Below are 14,130 nucleotides of genomic sequence, written 5' to 3' on the forward strand. Positions count from 1 at the left end.
AGTCAAACCTGCTTAAATAGGAAGCTGCCCCAAGAAACGCCACAGGATCACGCCGACAATAAGCGTGCCCAGGTAAAAACTCAGGTTTCCGCTCTGTGCGTAGCGCACGAGGTCGCCGAGCTTGTGCGTGAACCACACGACAAACGCGAGGATTCCTTCGATAATATAGTCTTGAATAAAGCGTGCCACGCGGGCGATGCCGCCAATCACGAACTGGCGAACCACGGCGTAGTACATTTCGTCAAAGTAGAACTTATGATAAACGATCTTGTAGAGTCCGCTTCGGTTGGTGTCGTCAAGCGCACGCTCGATTTTTGCCTTCGGGCTTGCGTAGAAGAACCAGGCAATCAAAAGGGCGACAGCGGCAACACCGACAGCTGCGTACGGAATCCATTCGGCGTGGGGAAGCATCACGAGCTGCGGCACGCGAAGCCTACCCGGCACAAAGTAGTGTTCGAAGAGTCCCTTGCCCAGGAGACCGCTCAACAGGGCGGGCACGGCAAGAATCACGATCGGAAGCGTCATGAAGAAGTCTTCGTGCACATGGCCTTCGGCAACGGACTTGCAACGCGGTGCTCCATGGAAGGCGAGGAAGAACAGACGGAACATGTAGAAGGTGGTAAGACCGCTCGTGAGGAGAGCCAGACCGAATACCACGTAATGGTGACCCTGGAAGGCTGCCAAGATGATCTCGTCCTTCGAGAAGAATCCGGAGAACGGCGGAATGCCTGCGATGGCGAGTACGCAAATGAGGCTGCTCCAATAGGTGAGCGGCATTTTCTTGCGGAGGCCGCCCATGGCATCCAAATCATTCGTATGCACCTGGTGAATCAAGCTACCTGCAATCAAGAACAGGGCGCACTTGAAGAAGGCGTGCGTAAAGATGTGGAAGGTGGAGGCTGTCCAGCCGGTGGTAATGACGGCATCGCCAATCTTGCAGGCGCCAAGTGCAAACATCATGTAGCCCAGCTGAGAAAGCGTGGAGTAGGCGAGAATGCGCTTGATGTCTTTTTGCGTGCAGGCAATGACCGCGGCGAAAATCATGGTGAAGGCGCCCACCCACATAATGAGCGTGAGCGAATTGCCACAGACGGCGAAGAACGGGAAGAGTCTTGCGACCAGGTAAACGCCAGCGACCACCATGGTGGCACTGTGGATGATCGAAGACACCGGAGTCGGACCTTCCATGGCGTTTGGAAGCCAGATATGCATCGGGAACATGGCCGACTTGCCCCAGCCACCGGTAAAGATGAGAATGGAACCGATAACGAGGGCGTCTGCCTTGCTGACCACCATCAGGCCCAAGTCAATGGTTTGTTCCTTGAAAACGCTCAAGGTAAGGCCATTGAGGGCAAAAAAGTCGAAACTCTGCACCACATAGCTCACGATCACGATGCCGAGCAAGAAGAAACTGTCGGCAAAGCGGGTGAGGATGAATGCTTGCTTCGAAGCGCTCACGGCCGAGGGCTTGTGATACCAGAAACCGATCAGCAGATAGCTGGATACACCCACGAGTTCCCAGAAGATAAACATCTGGAAAATGTTGGTGGCAGCAACGAGCCCGAGCATGCTGAAGCTGAACAGCGAAAGCAATGCAAAGAATCGGCCGGCACTGCGGTCGCCCTTCATGTAGCCAATGCTGTAGATATTCACGAGGAACGAAATCACCGTGACAACCACGAGCATCATGACCGAAAGCGGGTCAATCAAAAGTCCGATGTTTGCGGCAAAGTGATCTGCAAACTTGAGGAACGGAATGTTGAAGAGAACCGCCTTTTGCGGGGCAAATGTCGAACTGAAATAGTGTACGGCGACGATCAATGCCGAAATCATGGCGATGCCGTTGCCGATGACTGCAAATGTGGCTGCAGCCTTGTCCGATTTGCGGCCGAGGAAAAGACCGTTAACCGCAAAGACCAAAAGCGGCATCAAGAAGATTAAATAGCTGATGGAAACGTCGTTAATCATGGAGGTCCCTCAACTGTTCAACGTCCAGACTCTTGTAGCGGCGGTACATCGACACGATAATGGCAAGGGCAATTGCCATTTCACAGGCGGTCACGGCAATCACGAAGATGCTGAACAGGGCGCCTGCGGTGGAGTCGCTCGCGCTAAAGTAGGCAAACGAAATAAAGTTAATGTTCGCTGCATTCAGCATGAGTTCGATCGAAATCAGCATGCCAATCAGGTGACGGCGGCGCATTAAGCCCCACACGCCAATACCAAACAGCAAGAAAGCAAGAATAAGGCAATTCATTAAAGTCATTCTTCGTCCTCCTTGCCTTTGCGGGCAATCGTGATGGCACAAATCAAGGTCATCAAGAGAAGGATACTCACGACTTCGAACGGAATCACGAATCCGTCTTCGCCGTAGCCAAGCAATCTAAATGCGAATGCCTTCAGCGAGGCGTAGCCTTCGGGCGCGGCCACAGCTCCGCTCGAAAGTCCTTCGATCGGAAGCAGGCACTTGACCATCACAAGAACAAAGATAATCGAGAGCGCAAATGCGGCGAAAATTCTCGGAATCTTCACTGCGAAGGCGTCTTCGCCGAGGCGGCTTGTGAGTAGAATCGTGAATACCACGAAAATCACGACGCCGCCCACATAGACCATCACCTGGGCGAGTGCGGTAAATTCCGCATGCAAGAGCAGGTAAAGGATTGCTGTAGCGACGAAGCTGAAAATCAGGAATACGGCGCTTTGCAAAATGTTCTTGACCGCGACCGTGCAAACAGCCGTTACAAGAATAATGAAGGCGACCACGTAAAATGCCAAATCCATTCCGCCAGTGGGGAAGGCGACATTTTGCGGGATTAAATTGGAAAGCGATGCAAGCATTAGCCTTGGCCCTCCTTTTTATTAAGAATCATTTCGAGCGTATTCGGGTCGGTGGTGGCGACTTCGAATGCCTGGCTCATGCGGATAGCGCCAAACGGGCAGGCTTCCACGCAGAGCCCGCACTGGGTGCAGCTCGCAAAGTGGTAAACATAGCGACCGAGCACCTTTTTGCCGGCGATATTCTTGGTCGAAAGCACGTTGATCGAGGCGTTCGGGCAGGCGCGTTCGCACATGCCGCAAGCGGTGCAGTGGTTGTTGCCTTCGGCGTCTTCGATCATTTCGAGGCGGCCGCGGTAACGTTCGTGCATCTTGAGCGTCTTCCTGTTTTCAGGATACTGCTCGGTCACGATGCGTCTGGGGTCAAAGAAATACTTGAGCGAAACGGAGAGACCGCAAATCAGGCTCCACGGGCCCGTAATGCAGCGCTTCAGGTAACGCTTGATGTATCTACGTGTTGAAAGTCTTTCTTGCATATTATCCTACAAAAATCATCCACACGGCGCCGGCGGCGAGGAGCACCAGGTTCACCGGCAAAAGGAATTTCCATTCAAAGTCCATGAGCTGGTCCACACGCGGACGCACAAAAGTCCAGCGCACCATCATGTAGCACCAAATCATAAAGTAAATCTTCGCGAAGAGCCACACGACTCCGGGCACCATCTGCAGAACGCCATCGATTGCGGCAACGCCGATGCAGGGGGCATGGAATCCACCCAAGAAACAGGTGGCGGCAAGTGCCGAGTTCGTGACCAAGGCGATGTATTCGGCCAGGTAGAACATGGCAAACGGGGTGCCGTTGTATTCCGTGTGGTAACCACCGGTCAGTTCCTGTTCTGCTTCGGCGATGTCGAAGGGAGCGCGGTTCATTTCGGCGGTACTAGAAATAAAGAAGAGAATAAAGGCGATAAAGCCGAGCACCGGAATCTTGAAGATAAACCAGTCAAGAACCGTGCCGTCCTGGGCCTGGGCAATGTCCATCAGGCTTGTAGAACCCGAAATCATCACGACGAACAAAAGAATCATCGCGAAAGAAATTTCGTAGCTGATCATCTGGGCGCCGCTACGGAGAGCACCGAGCAAGGAATACTTGTTGTTGCTGCTCCAGCCGCCAAGCAAAATGCCCAGCACACCAAAGCCGTTCACTGCGATAATCATCGGAATGCCCATATCGATGTCGGCGACAATCAGGTTGTGGTCGAACGGAATCAGGGCTGCGATAATGAACGGGGCAATCAGCACAATCAGCGGTGCTACATAGAACATCAGCTTGTCGGCGCCGCTCGGGGAATAGACTTCCTTGAAGAGCATCTTGATCACATCGGCGATGGTCTGCAGAGTACCGTGCCAACCGAGACGCATGGGGCCCAAGCGGCATTGCACGTGAGCGCAGACCTTGCGTTCCATGTAAATCAGGATCGGGGCGGAACCGATGTTCACGGCGCAGACTGCGATAATGCAGAGGAGCGCGTTAATTAAGAAGGCGGCAATGCTGTCGAGGGTTGCGTTGTGCAATGCGTCCGGCAAATAAGCGGTAAGCTTCGGAACCCAATCGCGAACGAAGTCGCCTACAGGATGTGTAATAGAAGGTACAAACATATATTACCTGTCAATCTCTGGAATCACCGGGTCAAGCGTTGCCATGATGGTTACAAGGTCCGAAATCTTGTGGCCCTGCGCCATCTTGTTGAGGGCGGCAATGTGCGGGAAGCTCGGTCCACGCGTGTGAATACGGTAAGGCTTCTCGCCGGTTGTGGCGGCCACCACGTAAGTGGCATACAGACCCTTTGCGGTTTCAATCTCGCTATAGTAGCGACCGACCGGAAGGCGCACCGGCTTTTCCTTGGAGCGCCAGGGGCCTTCTTTCGGGAACTTTTCGATGCACTGGTACAGAATGCGCATGGATTCGTGAATTTCGGCGATACGCACCGTGTAGCGGTCATAGCAGTCGCCGGTGTAGGTCACGGGCACGTCAAACTGCAACTGATCATAAATGCTGTAGGGGTTTGCCTTACGGACGTCGAAGTCGACGCCGCTGGCACGAAGTACCGGGCCGGAGCATCCGTAAGCGATGGCGTCTTCGGCGGAGAGTATGCCGATGCCCTTGCTGCGTTCGAGCACGATGATGTTCTTCGAAAGGAATCTTTCGTAGTCCTTCATTGCGCCTTCCAAGTGCTTGAGGAATGTCTTGACGCGGTCGATAAAGTTTTCGGGAACGTCGAAGCGGCTGCCACCCGGTCTAAAGAAGTTGGTGGTCAGGCGCGATCCGGTGACTTCTTCCAGAATGTCGTGGATCATTTCGCGTTCCTTGAAGCCGAACAGCAAGCAGGTCTGGCCGCCCAAATCGCCGCCGAAGCAGCCGAAGAACACCAGGTGGCTGGCGATACGTCCGAGTTCCGAAAGCATCACGCGGATGTATTCGCCCTTTTCGGGCACGCCAATGTTCATGCCTTTTTCAAGAGCGATGACAACACCCAGGTTGTTTTGTATTGCCGTCAAATAGTCCTGACGGTCGGACATGGCGATGTACTGCAGGTAGCTCATGGATTCCGCCTGCTTTTCCATGCCACGGTGGATGTAGCCAAAGTGCGGCACGACTTCCACGATGTTTTCGCCGTCCATACGCAGGGCCAAGCGGAGAGCACCGTGGGTACTCGGGTGCTGCGGACCCATGTTGATAAAGAATTCTTCGGTATTGGTGTCGCGGGTAATCTTGAATCCCGGCGGGAGTCTCGTTATACTCATACGGGTCTCCTAATCATTTCGGGGTGCGTAAAGTCCTTGCGCAGCGGGTAGCCCACAAAGTCCTTGTCCAAGAAGATGCGGCGCAGGTCGGGGTGACCTTCGAAGTTGATGCCGAACATGTCGTAGACTTCGCGTTCCTTGACTTCGGCGCCCGGGTACAGGTGGCTGATCGTCGGAACGGTTCCGAGCAGCGATGTCGGGCGGTCTTCTTCGGGAATGTTGAAGTTCTTCTTGATTTGCACGCAGAAGAATACCTTGTGGCCTTTTTCGAGGCTGCGGAGCTGCGTCACCATGTCAAAGTGGTCGTCGTAGTCGATTGCCGTGACGTCAATCAGGTAATTCATCTTGAATTCGGGATCGTTCTTCACGTATTCTACGGCAGGCAAGTAGTCTTCCACGTCAATCATCACTTCGAGCGGTCGGTCGGCCGGCATGGCGGCCACCACGTCTTCAATCGGGTCTTCGCTGTGCGTGTGCACGGTAATGCCCGGGAACTTCGCCTTGAGTTTCTTGTAAATGTCGAGCTGGCTTAAACCAAAGCGCTTGCAGGCGACACGTTCCACTTCGGGGAAGTCTTCCTTTTTCACGCGTACGGGCTTGAAACTGCTCTTGTAATCCGGATTTTCTTCCTTGAACTTTGCGCGGGCTTCGGCCATTTCCTCGTCCTTGATTCGTTCGAGGGCGGCCCAGGCCTTGGCGGCTTCACGGTAGCGGTCCATGGTCGACACGTTACGCACGTCGCCTTCGTGCCAAGGATCGCGGCAGGTTTCCTTCAAAATCTTTTCGCGCAGCGTCAAAAGTCCGTGGAACAAGGCTTCGGGGCGAGGCGGGCAACCGGGAACGAACACGTCCACCGGAATCAGGTTCTGCGCCCCGCGCACCACAGCGTAGTTATCGTAAATGAACGGGCCACCGCTGATGGTGCAGGCGCCCATCGCAAGCACGTACTTGGGGCCGGGCATTTGTTCCCAGAGCATCTGGAGAGCGGGCGCCATACGGCGGGTAATGGTTCCTGCGATAATGAAAAGGTCCGCCTGGCGGGGCGAAGCGCGGAACACTTCGGAACCAAAGCGGGCGATATCGTAGCGGGCCATGGAGCTACTCATCATTTCGATGGCGCAGCAGCTGGTGCCGTAGGTGAGGGGCCAAATCGAGTTTGCTCGGGCCCAGTTTACAACGTAGTCTATCGCGTTGACGACATACTTGCCGCCCGGGATAGGATCTAAAATCTTAGGAGCTAGGTTTATAATTCCCATAGGGTTATTCCCACTTAAGGATTCCTTTCTTCCATGCGTAGGCAAGGCCCGAAACGAGGATTGCCATGAAAATCACGAGGTCAATGACTACGACTTGAGGAGGTAGCGGAGTGTTGCCTGCCATAATCTCTTTGAAGTTCGCCATGACCGGGAACAGGAACAGCGCTTCGATGTCGAAAACGAGGAACAGCAAGGCAAAGAGGTAGTAACCTACCTTGAACTGGATTCGAGCGTTTCCGATGGTTTCCATACCGCATTCGTAGGGCGCCATCTTGTTTTTGGTATTCTTGGTGCGGTAACCGAGCAGAAGCCCCGTAACGGTAGCCGCTGCCGCGATAAACGCGCCCAGGAAAAGGAAGATTGAAAGGATGATGTACTCTGACATTTCTTGTGTCTCTTGTCTTTCGTCTCTCGTTTAGTAAAAGTTCTGTAGCTCTTGAACCGTCCCGAATAACGTGTTTCCTATCTGGAATCGGTCCAGCACGTGTTTGAGCAAATCCTTGAATTCGTCAAGCGTGGCTGCGTTCATTTCGTTCAGTTTTTCCTGAATGGTGTTCACGTAACCCGAGGCGACCGGCTTGGTCTTTAGGTCTTGCATTTCGCCGGCCCAGCGCTGTAGCATCTGGTCGGTTTCGATTCGGGCAATCACATAGCGTGTGGTAGATAGTAGCTCTTGCAAAAAGTGAACCAAGAAGATTTCTTCTTGCAATATACCCCAGCGCTTGTCCTTGGAATACATGGCCTTGTTTTCGGCCTTGCCGTAAAAGATGGCGGCCTGCGCGTATTCCAGGCAGGTCATGATTAGCCTTTCGTAGCGCTTGATTTCTTTGCTCAGGTTCTGGAACCAGATGGTGTCGGCCACCGGATTCTTTTCGCTCCGCTCAGCGACTTCGTTTGGAAATATGGCCCTGAACGCGTAGTACACTTCTTCGTAGTAGCGGTTGCGCATACGACAGTTGAAGGCACGGTTCTTAAGCGTGTAGTCGCTGTGGTGGAGCTTTGAAATCATGATTTTACCACCTGTTTTACGCCCGGAATATTCTTGATAGCGTTAATGATTGTGTCGACTTGTTCCTTGCGGAAGGCCTTGAACACCAGTCGGATTCTGCCGGAGTAGTGTTGGCTTGCCGCAGTCACGCGGTCGAGGAATACGTTGGCACGCTTGAGTTCCTGCAACACGTCGAACGTAATGTTCTTGCGGTTCTCGGTTTCGATCGTGAGGTGGGTTTCGAAGGAATGCTTGATATCTTCGCTCCATTCCACCGCAATGCGCTGTTCCATCGGCAGGTTCTTGAGCTGCGGGCAGTCCGTATTGTGGACTTCGATACCGATCTTGGGCCGTAGAACGCCGACCACCGGGTCGCCCGGAATCGGGCTACAGCACTTGGCAAAATGCACCACCAAACTGGTTTCTTGCCCAATCTGCAGAGGCATTTCGTCGCGGTGCTCGGCCTTGGCGTCCTTGTTGAACATGGGGAAGAATCGGAGCGAGTTCGATTCCTTCTGTGTGGTTTCGCCACCGTTCAAAAAGCGCTGGATGTCCGCGAGTGGAAGTTCGCCCTGGCCAATGCGTTCATAAAAGTCGTCGATGGTGGGCGTGCCAAAGTATTTGCAAATGCTCTCTTCGGAGGGACGCTTGCTCTTTTCAATCTTCTGCAGGCGCATTTCGCGGACCCAGATTTCCTTACCCAAGTCCAGAGCCTGCTTCATGATGCTGTTTTTCATCCAGCGGCGCAGTTCCTGTTTGGCCTTTACGGTCTTGACCATGTCGAGCCATTCGGGGCTGGGTTCCTGGTTCGGACTCTTGAGTACTTGGATGGTGGCTCCGTGTTCGATTACCGTGTCGAGGTTCACCACCTCGTCGTTAATCTTGGCTCCAATACAGTGGAGGCCGAGTTCGGTATGCACTGCAAATGCGAAGTCCAAAACGATGGAACCCTGCGGGAGTTCAATCGAGGTTCCCTTGGGCGTAAATACGGTCATGCCGGTGGGCTTCAAGTCCACCTTCAAAAAGTCGAGGTATTCCTTGCTGTCCGAAATTTCGGACTGGAGCTTGACCATGTGGTTCAGCCATTCCAGTTCTTCGCCTTCGTGCTGGGTTTCCATCTTGTAGGCCCAGTGGGCGGCGAATCCCTTTTCTGCGGTCAGGTCCATGTCCTTGGTTCGGATCTGGACTTCGACCATCTTGTTTTCGGGGCCGATCACGGTGGTGTGAATGCTCTGGTAAAGGTTCGGCTTCGGGGTCGCGATATAGTCTTTAAAGCGACTCTGCAAGGGCGTCCACAGGTTGTGGACGTAGCCCAAGGCCAGATAGCATTCGGGAATGGTTTCTACAATGATGCGAATGGCGAAAATATCGAAGATGTCTTCGAACTGGCATCCGCGGCTAAGCATCTTGTTGTAGATACTGTAAATGTTCTTGGTACGGCCCTGGATGGTGCAGTCGAAATCTTCGAGTGCCATCTTGATCTGCAAAGGGCCAATCACCGACTGAATGTACTTTTCGCGGGATTCCTTGTTCTCGATGAGCAAGTTCACCAGCTTCTGGTATTCGTCGGGGTTTACGTACTTGAAACTTAAATCTTCGAGTTCGTTCTTGAGCTTATAAAGACCGAACCTGTGCGTGAGCGGAATGTAGATGTCGAGCGTTTCTTGCGCGATTGCCTGGCGCTTTTCGGGCTTCATGTACCGCATGGTGCGCATGTTGTGGATGCGGTCTGCGATTTTGATCATGATGACCCGAGGGTCTTTCGCCATGGCGACAATCAGCTTTCGGTAGGTTTCCGCCTTTTGGGCGGTCTTGCTCGATTCCTGGGCGGCTGTAATCTTGGTGACGGCATCCACCATAAAGGCGGTGTCATCGCCGAATTTTTCTGCAATTTCTTCGAGGGAGTGATCGGTATCTTCGACCACGTCATGGAGCAACCCGGCCAAGACCGTCGACTGGTCCTGTTTGAGGTCGGCAAGGATTTTTGCCACTTCGTAGGGGTGCTCGGTATAGGGCATGCCGCTCTTGCGGTATTGACCTTCATGAGCCTCGGCGATAAAGGCAACAGCCTTCTCAAGAATCCCGCGATCCAGGTTCGGATTCTTCTTTAAAAGCACGTCAACGATGTGCGTTTGGTTCGATGTGAGGCTCGCTTGTAACATCAGTATAAATAATATCTAAAAATTCGCTCTTTGATTTGTGAAATTTTGCGAAATAAGCGAAAAATAAGGGTTTTTGAACGTTTCGCTGTTGTTTTTCTGTACAACGCTTTATTTGGTCAAGATATTGTAAATCAGGGTGAAAAAACTATCTTACGTCCAAGCTAAAAATACAAGGCTAGGGCCGGTTTGGAGACTGAAAACTCTAGCAAAAAGAGCCGCACCGAAAAAGGTGCGGCTCTTGCTTTTTTTAGGTGATAGATGTTTTTGGCTTATGCGCCGGCGTCTTCCAAGCGTTTTACATGACAGTAGGCCAATTCCTTCGTTTTTTCGTCACGTAAGTGCAGGCTGGAGCCTTCGCAGTAGCGCCAGTATTTACAAGTCTTGCAGTCGCCAATCTTGGCCCAGCTGCGGTCACGCATCACCTGGTAACGCTTCTGCCAGACTTCCCACAGGTCGTCCTTGTAAATGTTGCCCTGGATATAGTCGCCGCGCAGGCTCGGACAGGCCGAAATGCTGCCGTCGCAGAGCACAGAAGACACGTTCACGCCGGCACGGCAGAAGAACGGGTAGTTGCGGGCATCTTTTTCGTAGCTGCCGAGGAATCCTTCGCAGCCATAATTCACGTTAATCACGTTCAGTTTCTTGACTTCGCGAATAAAGTCGAATACCTGGCGGAATTCCTGGTTCGTAAGCTGGAACAGCGGATTGTCCTTGGCGCGGCCCTTCGGGAACACGGTCGCGATTCTCCAGCGTTTTACGCCGATTTTCAGGAGCATGTCGAGAATCTTCGGGAGTTCTTTCAGATTCTGGCGGTTCACGCAGGTCATCACATCGAAGGTGAGACCTTCGGTGTGAGCGGCCATGTCAATGGCCCGCAACGCTCGCTCAAAGCTATGCGGGTCGCCGCGGAAATGGTTGTGGCTCTCTTGCAGGCCGTCGAGGCTGATCGTGAGCGAGCGTAGACCTGCGTTCAGCAGGCGCGTGTAACGCTCGGGCGTCATCGCAAGCGCGTTAGAAACCATGCCCCAGGGGTAGCCGCGCTTCTTGATTTCCATACCGCATTCTTCGAGGTCCGGACGCATCAGGGGTTCGCCGCCGGTAATCACCACGATAAAATGCTTCGGGTCAATGTGCGGGGCGAGTTTATCCAGCACGCCCATGAAGTCTTCGCGAGGCATGTCGGGGATGGCGTCCTTCACGCAGTCGCTACCGCAGTGCAGGCAGTGCAAGTTGCAGCGGAGCGTGCATTCCCAGAAAAAGTAGGTAAGAGGGTGCGCCTTGATTTCGTTGTGGCGGTAAAGGCGATAAGCTTCGAGAGCGAGTTTTTTCTTAAGAGAGAGTTGCATAAATCCTAATGACGTTCTTTGGGGTAATATTTCTTGTTGAATTCGTTTTTGGTGTAGGTGACGCTTTCACCCTGTTTGTCAATGCATTTGATATCTGTTTCGCCATCGTTTCTAGTGCAAGTAACACCATCTTTGCATCGATACATGTTGGTGCATGTTGAGGTTACTCCGTATACAGGGCACATGGCTTCAAGATCACAAACCGTCAGATTGGTGTTGGGGTTTGATGTTGCCAGGCATTGGTTGATTTGATCTTCGATATCCTTTAGCTTGTCTTCATAAATCTTTTGACATTCTTTGTCCAGGGCGGGTTTGTTCTTTTCCCATTCCTCTTTCATCGTCAGGTAATCGAGATATTCCTGCGTCGGACGCGTGATTCCGTCGCTGCAAACTTCATTTGTGTGAATTTGGATCGGAGCGCCATATAGTGCGACAAACGAGTCAAGTTCTTGCTGCAAATCGGCGATGCACTGTGGAACCGAATTCAATGTATTTACAGTGCTGTCGATTTTGCGACTGCTTTCGTACTTAGCTTTTTCTTCAGCGTCCATTTTAGCGATATCGGCTGAATAGGAGGGCGGGTAATACGCTATGGCCGAATCTCCGGGCACGCAAGTGACATCGCCTGAGCTGGAGCTTGCCGCTACGGAGGAACTGGAACTGTTGCGGAACTTGGCGGCGTATTCGTCCCAAGTGTATAGCATTTGGCCCTCTTGCAGCAGTTTTCCGTCTTCTTTATTTACAAGGGGGTTCTCGACGGGGTCGTGTACTATACGGGTCTTGCCGTCGGAACATTCATATTTCAGGTTGATTTCAGGCCTTACACAAGATGGTGTCCCATAGAGAGGGACTCCGTAGAGGGGGGCAAACTCATCGTCGTTAGCAGCCCCTTTTTTTGAATAGTTGTCATAGAGAAGGCAATTGCCCGGGAATACCCTTTCGTCGGTGTATTTGCAGGTGATGTTTGTGTCGCTAGCGAGCTTGTAACGGTCCGTTGCCTCCTCGCTGGAACTGGATTCTTCGGATAATTCACTGCTGGAGCTGGATTCTCCGAATACGGGCTCATCTCCGTAAACCGGAGGGTTGAAGAATTCGCTGCTGGACGAATCTCCATTCTCGGTTCCGTTTGTCTCGCTAGAACTAGATTCTTCGTTGTTCGAATCGCTGCTTTCGGGTTCGTCGTAGCAACCGTCCGGAGGGCATCCGTAAAGCGGAGTGTCCTCGGTTGTTTCGCTACAGCTGGCCCAGAAGAATGCGGTCAGCGTGAGAGCAATTTTTTTCCAGTGATTGTAAAACATACTTTATTCCCCCTTAATAGATGTTGTATCCACCTTAATAAAGATTTCACCATCTAGCTTTGCGGGGCAATCGATAATGGGGTGGCAGCCTGCAAGTGAATCCTGCTCAATCGGCTTGAAAGGGTTGCGTTCAATGCAGATATCTTGGTCGCTGGTGCAGTTGGGTGCTTTTTCGCTACCAGCCTTCGGGGCGAAAACCTGGACTCCTTCGGGGAGCTCAACGCCCTCGAAACCGGCATCAGACGGATCTCGAAGGTACTTGTTGCCGTCGATACAGTCAATAATCTTGAACACCCTGCCTTCGACATTTTGCGCCGAATCGTTGAAGCAGAGTGTTTCGTCTGTGTATATCAAGACTTTGTCGTCAGGACCGTATGGAGGATCGTACGGAACGCCATAGTCGAGAGCCATCTCAATGAACTCGCTGCTGGAACTTTCTTCTGCCGAACTGGAAGAGGATGTAATAACACTGGGATCATGCTCTATGGGTTCTATTATCCCATAAAGACTGGGGTTTGCTTGGATTGAGGAAATGTCTTCACTGGAGCCATCGCTTCCACAGCTGGCCCAGAAAAAACTGGCCAGAGCAAGAGCGATCTTTTTCCAGTGCTTGTAAAACATGGCTGATTCCCTGACGGTCGACTAACGACTTCTATTCCTTTTCGTCGTTGCAAGTGCCGTTAAATACGCAGGGAGGTCCATAAAGGACTGGCTGCATATCCTTAAACGAGGTGTCCTGTGCCGGATCGTCGACAATGGTCATCTTTTCGTAGCGAGCATGGAATTCGGCTTCGCTGTAAACCTTGCCGTCGCATTCGTAGGTGTTTTCGGAAATCTGCACCACGCCGTAATCAGGGCAGATGTCGTTGCTGCAGGGGAGTCCACCCCAACGCTCTTCGGTTTTTTGCGTACAGGTGGCGCCGTCAGCGCATGTCATCGTGGATTCGCCCTTTACCTGGGTGCAAATGTATTTGTCCATGACAACGCCGTATAAAGGTTGTGCTTCGACTAGTGTGTCGCCGCTGCTGCTGGAATTCAAAATGGGATCGTCCGGAACTCCATAAGCGGGCATAATCTGCTCGAAGCTGCTGGAACTTGCTTCAGTCGCTTCGCTAGAACTTGAGACCTGAGCCTGCTTTTCGCTAGAACTGGATGTCGTTTCGTTTCCGGTTGCTACGCTGGAACTGGATTCGGGTGTCGCTACGCTGCTGGAACTGGGGTCTTCAGCGCCATTTGCAGAGGTGGTATCGCTGTCGCAGCTGGCCCAGAAAAATCCGGCCAGGGCGAGTGCAATTTTTTTCCAATGTTTGTAGAACATGCTGTTCTCCCTTCTTAATATCTCTCGATAACGAATATATATAAATGATTATTACCCTGCAATGTAGGGGCAAAATAGTGTGATAACTGGGGCTGATTTTTGCCTTTTTGGGCTGATATTTTCAATTTTTTTACGAAAAAAAACTGCAAACCCCTTGCCAATGGGAATTTTGTTAGGTATTT

General features: G+C 52.3%; 14 protein-coding genes. All 14 read right to left on the reverse strand.

Going from position 1 to position 14,130, the window contains the following annotated elements:
- Positions 1-12: 12 nt before the first annotated feature.
- The gene (gene nuoL / locus B7989_RS05485) at positions 13-1,968 is read right to left on the reverse strand and encodes an NADH-quinone oxidoreductase subunit L (protein ID WP_088627558.1); all 1,956 of its coding nucleotides are present in this window, start codon (positions 1,966-1,968) and stop codon (positions 13-15) included.
- Complete coding sequence (gene nuoK, locus B7989_RS05490; protein ID WP_072978262.1) at positions 1,961-2,266, reverse strand: NADH-quinone oxidoreductase subunit NuoK; 306 nt, start codon at positions 2,264-2,266, stop codon at positions 1,961-1,963. Before nuoK ends, nuoL begins: the two co-directional genes overlap by 8 nt.
- The gene (locus B7989_RS05495; RefSeq protein ID WP_088627559.1) at positions 2,263-2,838 is read right to left on the reverse strand and encodes an NADH-quinone oxidoreductase subunit J; all 576 of its coding nucleotides are present in this window, start codon (positions 2,836-2,838) and stop codon (positions 2,263-2,265) included. Before B7989_RS05495 ends, nuoK begins: the two co-directional genes overlap by 4 nt.
- A complete protein-coding gene (locus B7989_RS05500; RefSeq protein ID WP_088627560.1) occupies positions 2,838-3,311 on the reverse strand; it encodes a 4Fe-4S binding protein in 474 nt (157 codons plus the stop codon). The genes B7989_RS05495 and B7989_RS05500 overlap by 1 nt, the downstream gene beginning before the upstream one ends.
- Position 3,312: 1 nt before the next feature.
- On the reverse strand, positions 3,313-4,434 hold the full coding sequence (locus B7989_RS05505) for a complex I subunit 1 family protein (RefSeq protein WP_088627561.1): 1,122 nt from the start codon (positions 4,432-4,434) through the stop codon (positions 3,313-3,315).
- A gap of 3 nt (positions 4,435-4,437) precedes the next feature.
- Complete coding sequence (locus tag B7989_RS05510; RefSeq protein WP_088627562.1) at positions 4,438-5,580, reverse strand: NADH-quinone oxidoreductase subunit D; 1,143 nt, start codon at positions 5,578-5,580, stop codon at positions 4,438-4,440.
- Positions 5,577-6,836, reverse strand: a complete 1,260-nt coding sequence (gene nuoB, locus B7989_RS05515) for an NADH-quinone oxidoreductase subunit NuoB (protein WP_088627563.1) — start codon at positions 6,834-6,836, stop codon at positions 5,577-5,579. Before nuoB ends, B7989_RS05510 begins: the two co-directional genes overlap by 4 nt.
- Before the next feature lie 4 nt (positions 6,837-6,840).
- Positions 6,841-7,221 carry an NADH-quinone oxidoreductase subunit A gene (locus tag B7989_RS05520; RefSeq protein ID WP_072978267.1) on the reverse strand — a complete coding sequence of 127 codons (381 nt, stop codon included), beginning with the start codon at positions 7,219-7,221 and terminating at the stop codon, positions 6,841-6,843.
- A 30-nt stretch (positions 7,222-7,251) separates the two neighbouring features.
- Positions 7,252-7,845, reverse strand: coding sequence for a hypothetical protein (locus B7989_RS05525; protein ID WP_073320066.1), 594 nt, complete (start codon positions 7,843-7,845; stop codon positions 7,252-7,254).
- Positions 7,842-9,986, reverse strand: a complete 2,145-nt coding sequence (locus tag B7989_RS05530) for a bifunctional (p)ppGpp synthetase/guanosine-3',5'-bis(diphosphate) 3'-pyrophosphohydrolase (RefSeq protein ID WP_088627564.1) — start codon at positions 9,984-9,986, stop codon at positions 7,842-7,844. Before B7989_RS05530 ends, B7989_RS05525 begins: the two co-directional genes overlap by 4 nt.
- Before the next feature lie 269 nt (positions 9,987-10,255).
- Positions 10,256-11,332, reverse strand: a complete 1,077-nt coding sequence (locus B7989_RS05535; protein WP_088627565.1) for a TIGR04133 family radical SAM/SPASM protein — start codon at positions 11,330-11,332, stop codon at positions 10,256-10,258.
- Between the two features lie 5 nt (positions 11,333-11,337).
- Positions 11,338-12,630 (reverse strand): hypothetical protein, encoded by a 1,293-nt coding sequence (locus B7989_RS14075; protein WP_088627566.1) that lies wholly within the window; start codon positions 12,628-12,630, stop codon positions 11,338-11,340.
- 3 nt (positions 12,631-12,633) lie between these two features.
- Positions 12,634-13,251, reverse strand: a complete 618-nt coding sequence (locus B7989_RS05545; protein WP_144264975.1) for a hypothetical protein — start codon at positions 13,249-13,251, stop codon at positions 12,634-12,636.
- Positions 13,252-13,282: 31 nt separating this feature from the next.
- Positions 13,283-13,948, reverse strand: a complete 666-nt coding sequence (locus tag B7989_RS05550; protein ID WP_088627568.1) for a hypothetical protein — start codon at positions 13,946-13,948, stop codon at positions 13,283-13,285.
- Positions 13,949-14,130: the final 182 nt, after the last annotated feature.

The sequence above is a fragment of the Fibrobacter sp. UWB5 genome (genome assembly GCF_002210295.1).
In the GTDB taxonomy this organism is placed as follows: Bacteria; Fibrobacterota; Fibrobacteria; order Fibrobacterales; family Fibrobacteraceae; genus Fibrobacter.

What these genes read in the sequence shown, in the direction of transcription:
- nuoL (WP_088627558.1), bottom strand. Translation starts at nt 1,968, where the DNA reads ATGATTAACGACGTTTCCATCAGCTATTTAATCTTCTTGATGCCGCTT.
- nuoK (WP_072978262.1), bottom strand. Translation starts at nt 2,266, where the DNA reads ATGACTTTAATGAATTGCCTTATTCTTGCTTTCTTGCTGTTTGGTATT.
- B7989_RS05495 (WP_088627559.1), bottom strand. Translation starts at nt 2,838, where the DNA reads ATGCTTGCATCGCTTTCCAATTTAATCCCGCAAAATGTCGCCTTCCCC.
- B7989_RS05500 (WP_088627560.1), bottom strand. Translation starts at nt 3,311, where the DNA reads ATGCAAGAAAGACTTTCAACACGTAGATACATCAAGCGTTACCTGAAG.
- B7989_RS05505 (WP_088627561.1), bottom strand. Translation starts at nt 4,434, where the DNA reads ATGTTTGTACCTTCTATTACACATCCTGTAGGCGACTTCGTTCGCGAT.
- B7989_RS05510 (WP_088627562.1), bottom strand. Translation starts at nt 5,580, where the DNA reads ATGAGTATAACGAGACTCCCGCCGGGATTCAAGATTACCCGCGACACC.
- nuoB (WP_088627563.1), bottom strand. Translation starts at nt 6,836, where the DNA reads ATGGGAATTATAAACCTAGCTCCTAAGATTTTAGATCCTATCCCGGGC.
- B7989_RS05520 (WP_072978267.1), bottom strand. Translation starts at nt 7,221, where the DNA reads ATGTCAGAGTACATCATCCTTTCAATCTTCCTTTTCCTGGGCGCGTTT.
- B7989_RS05525 (WP_073320066.1), bottom strand. Translation starts at nt 7,845, where the DNA reads ATGATTTCAAAGCTCCACCACAGCGACTACACGCTTAAGAACCGTGCC.
- B7989_RS05530 (WP_088627564.1), bottom strand. Translation starts at nt 9,986, where the DNA reads ATGTTACAAGCGAGCCTCACATCGAACCAAACGCACATCGTTGACGTG.
- B7989_RS05535 (WP_088627565.1), bottom strand. Translation starts at nt 11,332, where the DNA reads ATGCAACTCTCTCTTAAGAAAAAACTCGCTCTCGAAGCTTATCGCCTT.
- B7989_RS14075 (WP_088627566.1), bottom strand. Translation starts at nt 12,630, where the DNA reads ATGTTTTACAATCACTGGAAAAAAATTGCTCTCACGCTGACCGCATTC.
- B7989_RS05545 (WP_144264975.1), bottom strand. Translation starts at nt 13,251, where the DNA reads ATGTTTTACAAGCACTGGAAAAAGATCGCTCTTGCTCTGGCCAGTTTT.
- B7989_RS05550 (WP_088627568.1), bottom strand. Translation starts at nt 13,948, where the DNA reads ATGTTCTACAAACATTGGAAAAAAATTGCACTCGCCCTGGCCGGATTT.